This window comes from Edaphosphingomonas laterariae, from assembly GCF_900188165.1.
GTDB lineage: Bacteria > Pseudomonadota > Alphaproteobacteria > Sphingomonadales > Sphingomonadaceae > Sphingomonas_E > Sphingomonas_E laterariae.
In genome coordinates this window covers 422774-439074 of sequence record NZ_FZOS01000001.1, presented here as the reverse complement: position 1 = coordinate 439074, position 16301 = coordinate 422774, and the positions used below count along the sequence as shown (strand labels likewise).

Below are 16301 nucleotides of genomic sequence, written 5' to 3'. Positions count from 1 at the left end.
CGACACGCGTCGATCGGGCCGGGCTTGGGCCGCGCGGCCGTGGAGATCATGTGACGGGTTGAGTTCGGCCGGCCGATCGCGCAACCCATGTCGTTATGGATCTCGATGCACTTCTCTTTGGCTATTTCGGTACGACCGACCTTGCGACGCTGGACGATGCGGCGCTGGAGGCGGGGCTGGACCGGCTGACCGTCGCCTTCGCTACCGAAGGTGATTCCGGCCGGCGCTTCGGCTTGTGGGCGCTGCTCCATGGGCTTGGCCATGCGCCTGATCCGGCCGCTGCGTTCGAGGATGCCCGCGAGCGGCAGGCAGCGGAGGCCTATGCCGCGCTTGCCGGGCGGGCGGAGTGGAACGGATGAGCGACCCGCTGTTCCAGCCCATCACGATCGGCACGCTGGCGTTGCCCAATCGCATCGTCATGGCGCCGATGGGGCAGGGCAAGGCGGTGGGCGGCGTGCCCGATCCCGGCTACCCGGCTTATTATGCCCGGCGGGCGGAAGGCGGCGTCGGCCTGATCGTCAGCGGCGCCACCGCCATCGGCCATGCCCATGCGGCGTTCGACGAGAATGAACCCCATTTCCATGGGGATGCCGCGCTCGCCATCTGGGCGCAGGCGATCGATGCGGTCCACGCTGCCGGCGGGCAGATGATGCCGCAGATCGGTCATGCCGGCCTGCAGGGGCTTGCGCCCGTGGCACCGCCCTGGCCGGGCATTGGTCCTTCGGCGGTTTGGCTGCCCGGTGCGCAGGTTGGCCAGCCGGCCGGTCCTGAGCGGATCGAGGGCCAGCCGATGACGCTGGCCGAAATCGACACGGTGATCGCCGCCTTTGTGCAGGCCGCGATCGACGCCCAACGCCTCGGTTTCGATGGCGTCGAGGTGCATGGCGCGCACGGTTTCCTGATCGATCAATTCCTGTGGGCGCGCACCAATCGGCGCGACGACGGCTTTGGCCGGGATCGCGCGCGTTTCGCCGCCGATGTGATCGCGGCGGTGCGCGCCGCGGTCGGCCCCGATTTCCCGATCGCGCTGCGTTTCTCGCAGTTCAAGATGACCGATTATGCCGCGCGGCTGGCGGAAACGCCGCAGGAGCTGGAAGCCTTGCTCCGCCCGCTCGTCGATGCCGGGGTCGATCTGTTCGATTGTTCGCTGCGCCGCTTCTGGCGGGCGGAGTTCGCCGATGACGGCCCGATGAATCTCGCCGGCTGGATCAGGAAGCTGGCCGGCCGGCCGACGATCGCCGGTGGCGGCATCGGCCTCGCCAAAACCGCGCTCGAATATGGCGAGGAGGGGGTTTACGGCCGCGTCGCCGATGCCTCGACCGCGCATCTCGACGATGTGCGCGAACGGCTGGTGCGTGGCGAGTTCGATCTTGTCGCGCTTGGTCGTTCCATCCTTGGCGATGCGGCATGGGCGGCCAAGGTGCGCGACGGGCATCACGAAAACCTCCAGCCCTATCGGCCCGAGCTGCTCGCCGGGCTTAACTGACGCTTCATCGCGCCGGCTGACGGCTTCGTCGCATCCACCCGGCTTTCGTCGCGGCCGGATGCCCGCCCGACGAACGTGGATCGGGAGCGGCGGGGCCCCGTGGCACGAGGCTGCCGATGGCGCGGCATCCTTGCGCGCCGGAGTGGCGGAGCCTTGTCATGAAGATGGTTTATGTCCCTGCGGCCGGCATTACGGCCGCCCTCGCGATCGGGTTGGCGGCGGCGGGCCAGGCGGCCGGCCCGGCGGCACAGCCAGCGGTCTACTGGATCAGCGCGGAAACCCAGTCCGGACTTGGCGGTATGGCGGGAATGGGCGGCGGCGGCATGGCCATGGGCATGGCCGCGATGTTCGGCGGCGGCATGAAAGGCGGGAACACCGCGCATAGCCTTGCCCTCCAGCTCGGTTCCGGCCAGCGCGCGACGGGCACCGCTGAAGGCCAGCATTTCATTCCGCCAGCGCTTGCCGCGGGCAAAAGCCTGCCGTTGAACTATCAGCAGGTGGCGACGCCCGAACGGCGCGACTGGAAGCCCGAAACCGAAAGCCAGACTGAAGGCGGCCATGCCCGGCTGAAGCTCTATTGGGGCTGCGGCGATCCCGTGTCGGCCGGCCAGCCGCGCATCCTCGATTCGCGTTCGCCGGCCTCGTTCGCGGCGCTCAAGGGCGTCGATGCGCGCGCGATGCAGGAACTGACGGCGCAGCGTTTCACCTCTTATGGCGAATGGCCCAACGCCAAGAACAGCCGCACGCTCAAGGGCGATAGCTCGCTGGTTGGCGATCATCTGATCCAGGCCAATTATTCGCCCGACATCCGTTTCAACCTGAACGCCGCGCAGGATTTCCTCGCGCCGCTGAAGGTGAGCCAGCAGCGCGGCGGCAACGGCGCGACCCAGCTGAGCTGGCCGTCGGTCGCCCGCGCCAAAGGCTATTTCATCGCGGTGATGGGGCAGGACAAGGATGGATCGACCGTGATCTGGACGTCCAGCGCGATCCCGATGGCAGGCTTCGCTTTGCCGCAATGGATGACGCCGGCGGAAGTGACCCGGCTGGTCGGGCAGAAGGCGATGCTGCCCGGCACCGCGACGAGCTGCACCGTGCCCGCCGCCGTTACCGGGACGATGGAAAGCGCTTTCCTGACGATGGCGGCGTTCGGCGATGAAACCAATCTCGCCGAACCCAAGCCGGCCGGGGCCCCCGCGACATGGAAGCCGGCATGGACCGTCAAGTTGCGCTACAAATCCTCTACCTCGATGCTGCTCGGCGAGAATGCGATGGCGATGGGCGGGGACGAGGCGGAGGACGCCGGCGACGGCAAGCCCGCGAAAAAGAAGAAAGGCAGCCTGTTGCGCAAGCTCGGCGATGTCGGCCTGCCGTTCTGACGCACCGATATTTCGGCCCCTCGGTTCGTCGCATGATCTTTGCGGCGAGCCGAGGGCCGGCCCCCTTGGCTGAAAGCTGCGGTTCAGCTTTTCTCCCCTAGCGGCGGTTGCGGGTCGCGAAGGGGGAATTTTCCGTGATTGCAACGATGACGGCGCTGTTGCTGGCAGGCGTCGGAAGCTGGTCGCAGGCGAGCGAGGAAGATCGCGTCGCCCGGATGGTCAATGAATATCGCATGGATCACGGCCTGCCGCCCGTGCCCTTTTCACGCGCGCTGACCCAAGTCGCCGTGGCCCATGCCCGCGATCTTGAGGATCACGAGCCCGATGCCGGCACCGATGGGGCGGGGCGGCGCTGTACCATGCACAGCTGGTCGCGCGCGTCGGGCGCGAAACCGGTCTGCTACACCGCTGATCATGCCCGCGCGGTGGATATGTGGAACAAGCCGTGGGAAATCACCCGTGGCCGCTACAAGGAACGCGGCTTCGAAATCGCGGCGCGCTATAGCGAGGGGATCGACGCCGACATGGCCTTCGATCTCTGGCTCGGCAGCCCCGGCCACCGCGCCGTTATCCTCGAACAGGGCGGCTTTCGCGGATCGAACTGGCAGGCGATGGGCGTCGCGATCGACGGGCGCTATGCCGTGGTGTGGTTCGGCAAGGCGCCCGATCCGGGCCGGTGAACGGCGCGGGCGATCAGCCCTGATCGCCGCCCAGCAGCCTGATGATCCCCGAAAAATCGAGCCCGCCGTCGCCGCCATTGACGAACGCCTGATAGAGCGCCCCGGCCGCAGCCCCCATCGGCACGCTGGCATCGGCGCCCTGCGCCGCCTCGATCGCGAGCTTCAGATCCTTGAGCATCAGGCCGGAGGCGAACCCGCCCTGATAGCCATTGTCGGCGGGCGTTTGCGGGCCGACCCCGGGCAGGGGGCAATAGCTGGTCATCGACCAGCTCTGCCCGCTGGCCTTGGATGAAATGTCGAAGAAGGTCTGCGGGTCGAGGCCGAGCTTCTGCGCCAGCAGGAACGCCTCGCAGGTGGCGACCATCGTCGCGCCGAGCAGCATGTTGTTGCAGATCTTCGCCGCCTGGCCGGAACCCAGCGCGCCGGCATGGATCACCGCCTTGCCCATCGCCGCGAGGATCGGTTCGGCGCGGGCGAAATGTTCGGCCGATCCGCCGACCATGAAGGTCAGCGTGCCGCCGGCCGCCGCCGCGATCCCGCCCGAAACCGGCGCGTCGACCATCGCCAGCCCCTTGGCCTGGGCGGCCGCGCCCACCGCCTTGGCCGATGCCACGTCGATCGTCGAACAATCGATCAGCAGGGCGGTGCCGGGGGCGGCGGCGAACACTTCGCCTTCATAAACCGCGCGGACATGCTTGCCCGCCGGCAGCATGGTGACGATGAACTCGGCCTCCGCCGCGGCCTCGCCGGCCGAAGTGACGGGCAGGCAGCCCGCCGCCTTGGCGCGGTCCAGCGCATCCTGCGACAGATCGAAGGCACGCACGTCATGCCCCGCCTTGGCGAGGTTGGCGGCCATCCCGCCGCCCATATTGCCGAGCCCGATGAAACCGATGCGTGCCATGTTCCTCTCCTGATCCTCTTATTTGCCGGTCCAGTTGCCGGGCCGCTTCTCGACAAACGCGGTCATCCCCTCGGCTTTGTCCTGCGTGGCGCACAGGCCGTTGAACAGGCGGCGTTCGAACAGGATGCCCTGCGCCAACCCGGTCTCGAACGCGGCGTTCACCATTTCCTTGTTGGCGATGGCGGCCAGCGGCGGCATCGCCGCGATCGCCTGTGCCGATTTCATCGCTTCGTCGATCAGTTCGGCGGCGGGAACCACGCGCGCGACCAGGCTGGCGCGTTCGGCCTCGGCGGCGTCCATCATCCGGCCGGTCAGGCACATTTCCATCGCCTTGGCCTTGCCGACGGCGCGGGTCAGTCGCTGCGATCCGCCCATGCCCGGCGCGACGCCCAGCTTGATTTCCGGCTGGCCGAACTTGGCCGTGTCGGCGGCCAGGATGAAATCCGCCATCATCGCAAGTTCGCAGCCGCCGCCCAGCGCGAAGCCGGCCACCGCCGCGATCCACGGCTTGCGCGTTGCCGTCACCTTCTCGAAGCCGGCGAAGAAGTTTTCAGCGTACATCTCGGCGAAGCTCTTGGGCTGCATTTCCTTGATGTCGGCGCCTGCCGCGAACGCCTTCTCGCTGCCGGTCAGCACGGCGCAACGCTGGGTTGGATCGGCGTCATAAGCGGCGAAGGCGGCGATCAGATCGGCCAGCACCTGCGTGTTGAGCGCGTTCAGCGCCTGCGGCCGGTTGAGCCGGATCAGCGTCACCGCGCCCTGGGTTTCGACAAGCAGGGTTTCGTAAGTGGCCATCGTACTGCTTCTCCAAAAAAGATCGTCATGCCGGCGGAGGCTGGCATCCCTTGCCGAAGGGGTTTCCGGCGGTCGCCGGGGATGACGTTAAAATTGCACCGGTGTCCATTGTTCATCGGCGGGCAGCGGCGCGAAGATCTGATCGATCACATGGTCGCTCACGCCTTCCGGGGTTGCCGGATCCCATTTCGGCTGATTGTCCTTGTCGATGATCAGCGCACGCACGCCCTCGATGAAATCGTGGCGCTGGCACACATGGGCGGCCACGCCATATTCGACGCGCATCTCGTCAGCGAAGTCGACATGATCGCGGCCCTGCGCCAGCAGGCGCAGCGAAACCTTGCACGTCGTCGGCGATTTGGTGGCCAGCGTCGCCAGTTCCTTTTGCGCCCATTCTCCGCCATCGGCCTGCAGCGCGGCGATCACGCCTTCCAGCGTGTCGGCGGCGAACAGCCGGTCGATCGTCTCGCGATTGCCTTCGATCCGCGCTGGCGGCGGCGTTTCGGCGGCGGCCGCCAGGGTCGCTTCCACATTGGCCGGATCGGCGGCGAGCGCCACCTTCAGCGCGTCCAGCTTTTCGGCCGGAACATAATGGCTGGCGAGGCCCAGCGCCACGCATTCGGCGCCATCCAGCCGCGCGCCGGTGAGCGCAAGGAACTGGCCCGTGCGGCCGGGCAGGCGCGACAGATACCAGCCGCCCCCGACATCGGGGAACAGGCCGATGCCGCTTTCGGGCATGGCATAAGTGGTCCGGTCGGTCGCGACGCGATAGCGGGCGGGCTGCGAAATACCGACGCCGCCGCCCATGGTGATGCCATCCATGAACGCGATCACCGGCTTGGCATAAGTGAACAGCAGGTGGTTCAGGCGATATTCGCTGTGGAAGAAGGCGCGTGCATCCACGCCATCCTTCGCGCCGCTTTCAGCGATCATGCGGATGTCGCCGCCGGCGCAGAAACCGCGGCCTTCGGCATGGTCGATCATGACGAGGCGGATCGCCGGATCGGCGCGCCACGCGATCAGCCGTTCGATCATCGCGTCGCACATCGCCTTGTTCAGCGCGTGGATCGCCTTGGGGCGGTTCAGCCGGATGCGGGCCGTGGCACCCTCGACCGAAAAAAGAACCTCGTCCGTCATCACCTTCCTTCCGTCTGCCTCGCGCGAAGGTTCCAGCGAAGTCGGAAACCGCCGTCGACAAGACGCGCGGGGGTTCCCGACAGGCCCGAACCCGATGATGTGCCCTTACTGCCGCATCATCTCGCGCGCGATGATAACGCGCATGATCTCGTTCGTGCCTTCCAATATGCGGTGGACGCGCAGATCGCGGAAGAAACGCTCGACCGGATAATCCTGCAGATAGCCATAGCCGCCATGCAGCTGGAGCGCGCGATCGACCACGCTCGATCCGGTATCGGTGGCGAGCCGTTTGGCCATCGCGGCGAATTTGGTGCGGTCGGGCGCGCCTTCCGTCACCTTCGCTGCCGCCGCGTAAAGCAGCACGCGCGCGGCCTGCAGCTCGGTCTCCATGTCGGCCAGCATGAACTGGGTATTCTGGAAATCCAGGATGCGCTGGCCGAACTGGCGGCGCTCGCCCGTGTAACGCAGCGCCTCGTCCAGGCAGCGTTGCGCGCCGCCCAGCGAACAGGCGCCGATGTTCAGCCGCCCACCGTCAAGGCCGGACATGGCGATCTTGAAGCCTTCGCCTTCCTTGCCGACCAGATTTTCCACCGGCACGCGCACGCCGTCGAAATTCACCTGCGCGGTCGGCTGCGATCGCCAGCCGAGCTTCTTTTCCTGCGCGCCGAAGCTGACGCCGGGCATGTCTTTCTCGATGACGAGGCAGCTGATGCCCTTCGGCCCATCCTCGCCGGTGCGGACCATGGTGACATAGAGGTCGTTCTCGCCACCGCCGGAGATGAATGCCTTCGATCCGGTCACGACATAATTGTCGCCGTCCTTCACTGCCTTGGTCTTGAGCGCGGCGGCGTCGGAGCCCGATCCCGGCTCGGTCAGGCAATAGCTCGCAATCTGGTCGCACGTGACGAGGCTGGGGAGATATTTGGCCTTGAGCGCGTCCGACCCGAAACGGTCGATCATCCACGCGCCCATATTGTGGATCGAGATGAAGGCGGAGGTGGAAGGGCAGCCATAGGCCATCGCCTCCATGATCAGCGCCGCTTCCAGCCGGCCAAGCCCGATGCCGCCCGCTTCCTCCGACACATAGATCGCGCCGAAGCCGAGCTCGGCCGCGGCCTTCACCACATCGCGCGGGAAATGATGCTCCTCATCCCACTTCGCGGCGAACGGCGTGATCGCGTCGGCCGTGAATTTCTGCGCCATCTCCTGAATGGCGCGCTGGTCTTCGGTGAGGTCGAACTGGGTCATGATAGGGGCCTGCTGGATGTGGCGACCGCGTTCAGCGCGTCGATCAGGGGCGGCAATGCCGAATAAAAGGGTGAATGGTCGCTGTTGAGGCTGAACACCGTATCGCAGGGCAGTGCCTTGCGCATCGCCCGTTGGATGGCCGGGGTGAGGACGCGATCCTCCGTGCATTCGATATAGACACGGGGGATACGGCCATGGCGTTCGGGCGTGGCCGTCGACGTGGCGGCGAACACGGCCGCCGGCTCGGGCACCAGCCGGGCCAGTGCGCGGGCCGTATCGGCGTCGGCGGTCATGTTGTAGAGCAGATCAGCGATCGAGGTCGGGTCGGCGTGGCACAGCCGGCCATCCGCACTCGGCGTAATCACGAGCGAGGTCATCGGCTCGCCCGAGGCAAGCGACACCGACATCATCGTCTCCCCTCCGGGCACCAGCATCGCCGTCAGATAGACCAGACTGGCGATCGCTTCGGGTGCGCGTTCGGCGGCCTCGCCTATCACCAGCCCGCCCCGGCTATGGCCGACCAGGATGACGGGCTCATCCGCGCCCCGTGCCAGCTTGGCGACGAAATCGCCCCACTGGCCGAGATCCTGCCCGGCCAGCGTTTCGAGGTCGCTCCCGACGCCGGGAAGATCGGGGGCGATCACCCGATGCCCAAGCGCTTCCAGCTCGGGGATCACCCGTTCCCAGCACCAGCTTCCATGAAATGCGCCATGGACGAGCAGGAAGGTCGCCATGGGCGGTTCACCCCATGGTCGGGATGACGAACGCGTTGCCGCCGTCGGCCGAACCGTCGGGCCAGCGGGCGGTGACGGTCTTCACCTTGGTCCAGAACTTCACGCCTTCCATGCCGTGCTGGTTGGTGTCGCCGAACGCCGAACGCTTCCACCCGCCGAAGGTGTGATAGGCCACCGGCACCGGGATCGGCACGTTGATGCCCACCATGCCGACATTCACCCGCGCAGCGAATTCGCGCGCGGCGTGGCCGTTGCGGGTGAAGATGGCGACGCCGTTGCCGTACTGGTGCTTCGACGGCAGGGCGAGCGCCTCCTCGAAATCCGCGGCGCGCACGATCTGGAGGACGGGACCGAAGATTTCCTCCTGATAGGTGCGCATGCCGGTCTTCACATGGTCGAACAGGGTCGGCCCGACGAAGAAGCCGTTTTCATGGCCCTGCAGCGTGAAACCGCGGCCGTCGACCACCAGTTCGGCGCCTTCGTCGACGCCCATCTGGATATAGTTTTCGATCTTCGCCTTGTGCGCGGCGGTGACGACGGGGCCGTAATGCGCGTCCGCATCGGTCGAAACGCCGACGCGCAGCCCTTCGATCGCCGGGATCAGCTTGGCCTTCAGGCGCTCGGCCGTGTCTTCGCCCACCGGCACGACGACCGGCAGCGCCATGCAGCGTTCGCCCGCCGAACCGAAGGCCGCACCGGCGAGATCGTTGACCACCTGATCGAGATCGGCATCGGGCATGACGATGCCGTGATTCTTGGCGCCGCCCATCGCCTGCACGCGCTTACCGGCGGCGACGCCCCGGCTGTAGACGTAATGCGCGATGTCCGACGAGCCGACGAAGCTGACGGCGGAAATGTCGGGATGATCGAGGATCGCGTCGACCATTTCCTTGTCGCCCTGCACCACGTTCAGGATGCCATCGGGCAGGCCCGCTTCCTTCATCAGTTCGGCCAGCCGCACGGGCACCGACGGATCGCGTTCGGAAGGCTTGAGGATGAAGGCATTGCCCACCGCGATCGCCACGCCGAACATCCACATCGGGATCATGCCGGGGAAGTTGAACGGGGTGATGCCCGCGCCGATGCCCAGCGGCTGGCGCATCGAATAGACGTCGATGCCCGGGCCGGCGCCTTGCGTATATTCGCCCTTCAGCACGTGCGGGATGCCGCAGCAGAATTCGATCACTTCCAGCCCGCGCTGGATATCGCCCTTGGCGTCGGCGATCACCTTGCCATGTTCGGACGACAGCATGTGGGCGAGTTCGTCCATATGCTGTTCGACGAGCGCCTTGAAATTGAACATCACCCGCGCGCGGCGCTGCGGGTTGGTCGCGGCCCATGCCGGTTGCGCGGCCTTGGCCGCATCCACGGCCTTTTGCAGTTCGGCCGCGCCGCCCAGCGCCACCTTCGCCTGCACCTGGCCCGAATTGGGATCGAACACGTCGCTCTGCCGGCTGCCACCGGCGGCGGACGCGCCCGCGATGAAATTCTCGACGATGCGCATGGTGGGCATTCCTCTCGGATTCGGATTTTCGCCTGCTTCCCTTCACCATCGGGGAATTGCACGCAAGGGCGCAAGAGTGCAGAGGCATGCTGCAATTTTGCAGGCAGACGGGCAAGGGCAGGCGACTGGGAGGCAGGATGTTCGATTGGGATGATCTGCGCATCTTCCTCGCCGTCGCGCGGGCGCGCAAGCTGGCACCGGCCGCGCGCACGCTCGGCGTAGACGCGACGACGATCGGCCGCCGGATCACGCGCCTTGCCACCGGCCTGGGGGCGCCACTGTTCGAAACGGTGGGCGGCGAACGCCAGCTCACCCCGCGCGGCGAGGCGCTGTTCGCCCATGCCGAAACCATCGAAAGCGCGGCGCTGGCCGCGATGGGGGAGGCGGCGGGCGATGCGCGCAGCCTGTCGGGTCAGGTGCGGCTCAGCGTGGCGGAAGGCTTTGCCAGCTGGGTGCTGGCACCGTCGCTGCCGGCCTTCCACCGCGTCCATCCCGATATCCGCATCGATCTCGTCACCGCATCGGGCTTCCTCAATCCGTCGAAGCGCGAGGCGGACATGGCGGTGATGCTCGCCCGCCCGCGCACCGGCCGGCTGGTCGCGGCGAAGCTCGGCGATTACCGCCTGGGGCTCTATGCAGCGCGCGCCTATCTCGCCGATCACTCTGCACCCACCTCGGTCGATGATCTGCGGCGGCACAGCCTGATCGGCTATGTGCCCGAATTCATCTACGCGCCCGAACTCGATTATCTCGGCGAAATCGGCAGCGGGCTCGAAGCCCGGCTGCGATCGACCAGCATCAACGTCCAACACCGCATGGTCGCGGCTGGCGCCGGCATCGGCGTGCTGCCCGCCTTCATCGCCGATCGCGATCCCGCGCTGGCGCCGGTGCTGCCCGCCACCGGCATCCGCCGCAGCTTCTGGCTCGTCACCCATAGCGACGTCCGCCGCCTCGCCCGGATCGAGGCCGTGGCCGCGTGGCTGAAAGGCTGCGTCGCCGCGCTGGGCTAAGCGCGCTCCATTGCCGCGCGTCGCCGCGCGATTTATGGGAATGCCCGCGCAGCAAGGAAAAGACGGCCGATGACGCTTCACACATGGTGGCTGTTCTTCGTGGCGGTGTTCCTGCTCTGCGGCACGCCTGGCCCCAACATGCTTCATGTGATGACGCGCAGCGTGCGTTTCGGACTGCGGCGCAGCCTGATCGCGATGCTCGGCTGCCTTGCCGGGCTGCTGGCCTTGCTCGTCGCATCCGCCACGGGGCTGGCCGCGCTGCTGATCGCGTCGCCGCGTCTGTTCGATGTGCTGCGTTATGCCGGCGTCGCCTACCTGATCTGGCTGGGCATCAAGGCCTGGCGCGAGCGCGAGGCGCCGATCGATGTCGGCCGCGACGTGCTGACTGCCGCGCTCTCGCCACTGCAGATGTTCCGTGGCGGCTTCCTGATCAGCATTAGCAATCCCAAGGCGCTGATCTTCATCGCGGCCTTCCTGCCGCAGTTCATCAACCGGGCCGAACCGCAGGCGCCGCAGTTCGCGATCCTTGTCGCCACCTTCGCCGCCGCCGAGATGTTCTGGTACGCGGTCTATGGGCTTGGCGGGCAGAAGCTGTCGCGCTTCCTCGTTCGGCCGGGCCTCGGCCGCGCCTTCAACCGGCTGACCGGCGGCATCTTCATCGGTTTCGGGCTGGCGCTTCTCGGCAGCCGCCCCTGATCGGCGGTCATACACAAGGATGGTTCTGCGCCGCCGCGTGCTGGGATAATCCACGGCCATGAACGCGCGTCGCTTCGGCCGGAACTATGCCTGGGTGGTGGTGGCCATCACCTTCCTGTCGCTGCTCGCGGCGGCGGGGCTACGTTCGGCGCCCGGTGTGATGATGACGCCGCTGCAGGCGGCCTTCGGCTGGGATCGGGCCACGGTGTCCGCCGCCGCCGCCTTCGGCATCTTCCTCTACGGCATGGTCGGCCCGTTTGCGGCTGCGCTCATGCAAACGCTGGGCATTCGCAAAACCCTGATGGGCGGGCTCGCGCTGATGGCGGCGTCCACCGGCCTCAGCCTCTTCATGGCCGAACCCTGGCATTATGTGCTGACCTGGGGGCTGTTGTCCGGCCTCGGTTCGGGTGCGGTGGCGCTGGTGCTCGGCGCAACGGTGGCGGGCCGCTGGTTCGATACGCATCGTGGCCTCGTCATGGGCATTTTCAGCGCCAGCACGGCCACCGGATCGCTGCTGTTCCTGCCCGTGCTCGCCTGGCTGTCCGAACAGGGTGGCTGGCGGCCGGTGGCGATGTCGGTCGCGATCGTCTCCGCATTGCTGATCCCGCTGGTGGCGCTGCTATTGCCCGAACGCCCGGCCGATGCCGGCCTGCTTCCTTATGGCGCGGCGCATCCCCGTCCGCCGGAGCCGCGCGCGCATCCGCGCGAAAGCGTGGCGCTGGCCTTTCGCGTGCTCGGCCGCGCGGCGCGCACACCGGTCTTCTGGCTGCTGTTCGGCACCTTCTTCGTCTGCGGGCTCACCACCAACGGCCTCGTCGGCACGCACCTTATCGCTTATTGCGGCGATAACGGCATGGGCGCGGTGCAGGCGGCGGGGCTGCTTGCGGTGATGGGCATCTTCGATCTGATCGGCACCACGGCGAGCGGCTGGCTCACCGATCGCTACGATCCGCGCAAATTGCTGTTCGTCTATTATGGCGTGCGCGGCCTTTCGCTGATCGCCTTGCCCTTCACCGGATTCGATATCGTCGCGCTTTCGGTGTTCGCCGTGTTCTACGGGCTGGACTGGATCGCCACCGTGCCGCCGACGGTGAAGCTCGCCGGCCAGCATTTCGGTGATCGCGACGCCCCGATCGTGTTCGGCTGGGTGGCCGCCGGGCACCAGATCGGCGCGGCGACGGCAGCATTGGGCGCGGGGCTGCTGCGCGATGCCACCGGCACCTACACATCGGCCTTCATGATCGCGGGCAGCATCGGCGTGCTTGCGGCATTTGGCGCGCTCGCCATCGCGCGCGACGCGCGGGCAGGGCCGGCCGAAGCTACGGCCTGATCGTCATCGTGAAGCGATGCTCGCCGCCCGGCGCGATCGCGATCATACCCGGCTTGTCATGGAAGGCACCGTCGAAGCCGGCGGGGTCGGCATGGCCCTGCCATGGCTCGATGCACAGGAAGCCGGCGCCTGGCTTGGTCCACAGCCCCAGCGCCGGCATATCGGGAAAGCCGATCTCGATCATCCGGCCGCCGGGCACGCCATAAACCAGCGACCGGCTGGTGATGCGATCGAAGATCAGGGCGTCATCATCGAACAGCGCGTCGCGCAGCGCCAGCGTGTGCCCATCGACGGGGGACGGGTGGGGGATCGGGCTGACCAGTCCGTCGGCGTCCACGCGCCGCACCGGCGTCGCCTCTTCGGCTGCGAACCGCACCACATGGTCCGCACGCGCGCCGGCGCCGGGGATCGGCCAGCGCAGCGCGGGGTGGAAACCGAAGCTCGCCGGCAGCGGCCGATCGCCCGGATTGCGCACAATGGCCGTCATGCTCAGCGTCGCATCGGCGATCGCGAAGGCCAGATCGAGCTGGAAGGCGAAGGGATAGGCCGCGCGCGTTTCAGCATCATCCTCCAGCCGGAAGCATGCCGAAGCACGCTGCCGCTCGACCACGGCGAACCGCCTGCGGCGGGCAAAGCCGTGGCGCGGCATGTGGTGGACGTGGCCGTCGATGCGGGCGGCGTCGCCGTTCAACGTGCCGACGATGGGAAAGAGGATCGGGGCACGGCCGGACCAGTAAGCGGGATCGCCGTCCCACATCAGTTCGCGGCCATCGGGATCGACCAGCGATTGCAGTTCGGCGCCGTCCGGGCTGATCGTCGCGGTCAGGCCGTCGCCGGCGATGGTGACGGGATTGTCGGGCATGGCGATCGCATCCCATCGCGGGCCGCCGCGGTCAATCCCGCAATAGCCGGTTTGGTGAGGCCGACCGCCGTTAGCTCAGCCGGCAGCCCGGTCGCCATATTCGAAGCGCTGCCCAACCAGCGCCAGCGTCTCTTCGAACGGCACCGGCCGGCCGAACAGATAGCCCTGGATGCGGTGGCAGCCCAGTTCGCGCATCCGCTCGAAATCCGCCACCGTCTCCACGCCCTCGGCCGTGATCGACATGCGGAAGCTGTTGGCCAGCGCCACGATCGCGTGGATGATCGAAACGGTTTCGCTGCGCTTGGCGGCGTCGCGCACGAAGCTGCCATCAATCTTCAGCGCGTGGAAGATCGTCTTGTTGAGATAGCCGAGCGAGGAATAGCCGGTCCCGAAATCGTCGAGCGCGATGCCGACGCCGATCGAACGGACGCGGCGCAGCACGTCCAGCGATCCGTCCGTGTCGCTCAGGAACACGCTTTCCGTCACCTCCAGCTCCAGCCGCGACGGCTGCAACCGGGCGGCGGCCAGCGCATCGCTCACCGCATTGGGCAGCGCCGGCAGGATCAGCTGGCGCGGGCTGACGTTCACCGCGACATGCACGTGCTGCGGCCATTGCGATGCGTGCTTGCACGCCTGGCGCAGCGTCCATTCGCCAATGTCCGCGATCAGGCCGGTATCCTCGGCGATCGGGATGAACACGGCCGGTGAAATCAGGCCGCGTTCGGGGTGGCGCCAGCGCAGCAGCGCCTCGAACCCCATCACCGCCTGCGTCGTCGCCGATACCACCGGCTGATAATGGACCTCGAACTCGTTGCGCTTCAGCGCCTGACGCAGATCATGTTCCAGCCGCACGCGATCGTCGGCATCCTGCTGCAGCTGGGGTTCGAAATGGACGAAGGTGCCGCGCCCGCGCGACTTTGCTTCGTAGAGCGCCAGATCGGCCTTGAGCAGCAGATCGTCCACCGCGTCACCGTCGATCGGCGCGATCGCCGAACCGATGGACAGGCCGATGCGAATCTCGGCCGATGGCAGCGCCAGCGGCTCGGCCACGGCCTTGATCAGCTTGACGCCCAGTTCTTCCACCGATTGCCGGCTCTGGCCGTCGGTGAGCAGCAGTGCGAATTCGTCGCCGCCCACCCGGCCGATGCGGCCGCGCGCGCCCACTTCGGCGGCCAGACGCTGCGCCATGGCGCGCAGCACCTCGTCGCCCAGCGAATGGCCGAAGCTGTCGTTGACCGGCTTGAACCCGTCGAGATCGAGGAACATCAGCGCGCAGGGCTGGTTGGTCGCCTTGGCGCGCGCCACGCCTTCGGCGAACAGTTCGTGCATATGCTGGCGGTTGGGCAGCCCGGTCAGCACGTCGATCCGTGCCATGTGGCTCAGCCGGTCCTGGCTGCGGCGAATCTCGGTAATGTCGCTGCCGACGCCGCGGAAACCGTGGAAGCTGCCGTCGGGGGCGATGATCGGGCTGCCCGCCACCGCGATCGATCGCGTGCCGCCGGGCGTCTCGACATCCATCTGCAGGCCGGAAAAGGCCTGGCGGGCCACCAGTGCGCCGCCCAGCCGGGCATCGCAGCCCAGCACCACCGGCAGCGACTGGCCGATCAGCTGCGCTGTCGACCGGCCGAGCAGGCTGGAAATGCGCGGCGACACATAGGTCAGCTGGTTGGCGGCATCGATCTGCCACAGCCAGCCGGCGCCCTGATCTTCATATTCCTTGAGCAGCAGGGCGATCGATTCGCGGCGCTCACTTTCCTTCTCGGCCGTATCCATGAAACGGGTCAGCAGCCGTTCGATGGTGATGCAGCCGGTCAGCACGACGGCGATATAGCCCGTCACCAGCACCATCGCGATGCCGACGGGCAGATCGTCCGCGCCATGCAGCCCCCACAGCATCGCGGTGGCCAGCACCAGCACCCATACGGCGGCGGCCAGCGGGACGAGTGCGAGCAGGAAGGCGCCTGCCATCATCGTCGCCATCGCGCCCGCCAGCATCATCTGCACCGCTGCAGGCTGGCCGGAAAAGGCGAACAGCGGCAAAGCGGACCACAGGCCGGCATGGATCGCGGCCTCGAACACCGTCCAGTAGGATGATCGCAGCAGTTCGTCCGAACCGAAGCTTGCGGCGCGGCGTCGCGCGCGGACGATCACGAAATTCGCGGCGATGATCAGCCCCGCCCAGGTGCCGAGCGCGAGCAACGGCACCCGGCCGCTCAACCCCCACAGCACGACGAGCGCGCAGGTCACGCTCAGGCCCGCCATCCACGGCGCGATCCGCCACAGCGCCTCGATGCGAGGGTCGTTCGGCTCCGTGTCGACCACGAAGCGGTTTCGCGATGTCGCTTCGCTGCCGGAATCGGCGAGGTCGAAGGACGGAACTTTCAACAAAACGTGGCGCATCGTTCACCCATCGGGCCAATCTGCGCGCAGCTTATGCCGACATGCTTTGCCGTTCGTTAATCGCCGTGACGATTTGTCATCTTGCGATCGGGCGCTTGGCGCTATGGTGTGACGGCGATCACTGCCCCGCGCGGGGGGATGA

General features: G+C 67.2%; 15 protein-coding genes. 7 read left to right on the top strand and 8 right to left on the bottom strand.

Annotated elements, in window-relative coordinates; translation table 11 throughout:
* Positions 1–95 precede the first annotated feature (95 nt).
* From CHB74_RS01985 to CHB74_RS01970, 4 genes are all read left to right on the top strand, one after another.
* Complete coding sequence (locus CHB74_RS01985; protein ID WP_089217898.1) at positions 96–359, top strand: hypothetical protein; 264 nt, start codon at positions 96–98, stop codon at positions 357–359.
* Positions 356–1486, top strand: coding sequence for an oxidoreductase (locus CHB74_RS01980; RefSeq protein WP_089217897.1), 1131 nt, complete (start codon positions 356–358; stop codon positions 1484–1486). Before CHB74_RS01985 ends, CHB74_RS01980 begins: the two co-directional genes overlap by 4 nt.
* A 158-nt stretch (positions 1487–1644) precedes the next feature.
* Positions 1645–2862 carry a hypothetical protein gene (locus CHB74_RS01975; RefSeq protein WP_089217896.1) on the top strand — a complete coding sequence of 406 codons (1218 nt, stop codon included), beginning with the start codon at positions 1645–1647 and terminating at the stop codon, positions 2860–2862.
* Positions 2863–3008: 146 nt separating this feature from the next.
* A complete protein-coding gene (locus tag CHB74_RS01970) occupies positions 3009–3542 on the top strand; it encodes a CAP domain-containing protein (RefSeq protein ID WP_089217895.1) in 534 nt (177 codons plus the stop codon).
* Positions 3543–3555: 13 nt separating this feature from the next.
* Here the strand turns inward: CHB74_RS01970 and mmsB are convergent, their stop codons facing one another.
* The 6 genes from mmsB to CHB74_RS01940 all read right to left on the bottom strand — a co-directional run bounded on the left by mmsB (position 3556) and on the right by CHB74_RS01940 (position 9861).
* Entirely contained in the window at positions 3556–4443 is an 888-nt protein-coding gene (gene mmsB / locus CHB74_RS01965) for a 3-hydroxyisobutyrate dehydrogenase (protein WP_089217894.1), read from the bottom strand.
* 18 nt (positions 4444–4461) lie between these two features.
* Positions 4462–5238: an enoyl-CoA hydratase-related protein gene (locus CHB74_RS01960; protein WP_089217893.1), complete on the bottom strand. Its 777-nt coding sequence runs from the start codon at positions 5236–5238 to the stop codon at positions 4462–4464.
* An 87-nt stretch (positions 5239–5325) separates the two neighbouring features.
* Entirely contained in the window at positions 5326–6375 is a 1050-nt protein-coding gene (locus CHB74_RS01955) for an enoyl-CoA hydratase/isomerase family protein (RefSeq protein WP_089217892.1), read from the bottom strand.
* A 105-nt stretch (positions 6376–6480) separates the two neighbouring features.
* Positions 6481–7623, bottom strand: coding sequence for an acyl-CoA dehydrogenase family protein (locus CHB74_RS01950; RefSeq protein ID WP_089217891.1), 1143 nt, complete (start codon positions 7621–7623; stop codon positions 6481–6483).
* Positions 7620–8357: an alpha/beta fold hydrolase gene (locus CHB74_RS01945; protein WP_089217890.1), complete on the bottom strand. Its 738-nt coding sequence runs from the start codon at positions 8355–8357 to the stop codon at positions 7620–7622. The genes CHB74_RS01950 and CHB74_RS01945 overlap by 4 nt, the downstream gene beginning before the upstream one ends.
* A gap of 7 nt (positions 8358–8364) precedes the next feature.
* Complete coding sequence (locus CHB74_RS01940) at positions 8365–9861, bottom strand: CoA-acylating methylmalonate-semialdehyde dehydrogenase (protein WP_089218008.1); 1497 nt, start codon at positions 9859–9861, stop codon at positions 8365–8367.
* A gap of 137 nt (positions 9862–9998) precedes the next feature.
* On the opposite strand from CHB74_RS01940, the gene CHB74_RS01935 reads away from it, so the two are divergent.
* The 3 genes from CHB74_RS01935 (at position 9999) to CHB74_RS01925 (ending at position 12897) form a co-directional block, all read left to right on the top strand.
* Positions 9999–10871, top strand: coding sequence for a LysR family transcriptional regulator (locus tag CHB74_RS01935; protein WP_089218007.1), 873 nt, complete (start codon positions 9999–10001; stop codon positions 10869–10871).
* A 69-nt stretch (positions 10872–10940) separates the two neighbouring features.
* On the top strand, positions 10941–11567 hold the full coding sequence (locus CHB74_RS01930) for a LysE family translocator (protein WP_089217889.1): 627 nt from the start codon (positions 10941–10943) through the stop codon (positions 11565–11567).
* A 58-nt stretch (positions 11568–11625) separates the two neighbouring features.
* On the top strand, positions 11626–12897 hold the full coding sequence (locus CHB74_RS01925) for an MFS transporter (RefSeq protein WP_089217888.1): 1272 nt from the start codon (positions 11626–11628) through the stop codon (positions 12895–12897).
* On the opposite strand, the gene CHB74_RS01920 is transcribed toward CHB74_RS01925, so the two are convergent.
* Together CHB74_RS01920 and CHB74_RS01915 are read right to left on the bottom strand one after the other, a co-directional pair.
* Complete coding sequence (locus tag CHB74_RS01920; RefSeq protein WP_089217887.1) at positions 12887–13759, bottom strand: aldose 1-epimerase family protein; 873 nt, start codon at positions 13757–13759, stop codon at positions 12887–12889. The genes CHB74_RS01925 and CHB74_RS01920 overlap by 11 nt on opposite strands.
* Before the next feature lie 75 nt (positions 13760–13834).
* Positions 13835–16159, bottom strand: coding sequence for a putative bifunctional diguanylate cyclase/phosphodiesterase (locus CHB74_RS01915; protein ID WP_089217886.1), 2325 nt, complete (start codon positions 16157–16159; stop codon positions 13835–13837).
* Positions 16160–16301: the final 142 nt, after the last annotated feature.

What these genes read in the sequence shown, in the direction of transcription:
- CHB74_RS01970 (WP_089217895.1), top strand. Translation starts at nt 3,009, where the DNA reads ATGACGGCGCTGTTGCTGGCAGGCGTCGGAAGCTGGTCGCAGGCGAGC.
- CHB74_RS01925 (WP_089217888.1), top strand. Translation starts at nt 11,626, where the DNA reads ATGAACGCGCGTCGCTTCGGCCGGAACTATGCCTGGGTGGTGGTGGCC.
- CHB74_RS01975 (WP_089217896.1), top strand. Translation starts at nt 1,645, where the DNA reads ATGAAGATGGTTTATGTCCCTGCGGCCGGCATTACGGCCGCCCTCGCG.
- CHB74_RS01985 (WP_089217898.1), top strand. Translation starts at nt 96, where the DNA reads ATGGATCTCGATGCACTTCTCTTTGGCTATTTCGGTACGACCGACCTT.
- CHB74_RS01930 (WP_089217889.1), top strand. Translation starts at nt 10,941, where the DNA reads ATGACGCTTCACACATGGTGGCTGTTCTTCGTGGCGGTGTTCCTGCTC.
- CHB74_RS01940 (WP_089218008.1), bottom strand. Translation starts at nt 9,861, where the DNA reads ATGCGCATCGTCGAGAATTTCATCGCGGGCGCGTCCGCCGCCGGTGGC.
- CHB74_RS01950 (WP_089217891.1), bottom strand. Translation starts at nt 7,623, where the DNA reads ATGACCCAGTTCGACCTCACCGAAGACCAGCGCGCCATTCAGGAGATG.
- CHB74_RS01980 (WP_089217897.1), top strand. Translation starts at nt 356, where the DNA reads ATGAGCGACCCGCTGTTCCAGCCCATCACGATCGGCACGCTGGCGTTG.
- CHB74_RS01915 (WP_089217886.1), bottom strand. Translation starts at nt 16,159, where the DNA reads ATGCGCCACGTTTTGTTGAAAGTTCCGTCCTTCGACCTCGCCGATTCC.
- CHB74_RS01945 (WP_089217890.1), bottom strand. Translation starts at nt 8,357, where the DNA reads ATGGCGACCTTCCTGCTCGTCCATGGCGCATTTCATGGAAGCTGGTGC.
- mmsB (WP_089217894.1), bottom strand. Translation starts at nt 4,443, where the DNA reads ATGGCACGCATCGGTTTCATCGGGCTCGGCAATATGGGCGGCGGGATG.
- CHB74_RS01955 (WP_089217892.1), bottom strand. Translation starts at nt 6,375, where the DNA reads ATGACGGACGAGGTTCTTTTTTCGGTCGAGGGTGCCACGGCCCGCATC.
- CHB74_RS01960 (WP_089217893.1), bottom strand. Translation starts at nt 5,238, where the DNA reads ATGGCCACTTACGAAACCCTGCTTGTCGAAACCCAGGGCGCGGTGACG.
- CHB74_RS01935 (WP_089218007.1), top strand. Translation starts at nt 9,999, where the DNA reads ATGTTCGATTGGGATGATCTGCGCATCTTCCTCGCCGTCGCGCGGGCG.
- CHB74_RS01920 (WP_089217887.1), bottom strand. Translation starts at nt 13,759, where the DNA reads ATGCCCGACAATCCCGTCACCATCGCCGGCGACGGCCTGACCGCGACG.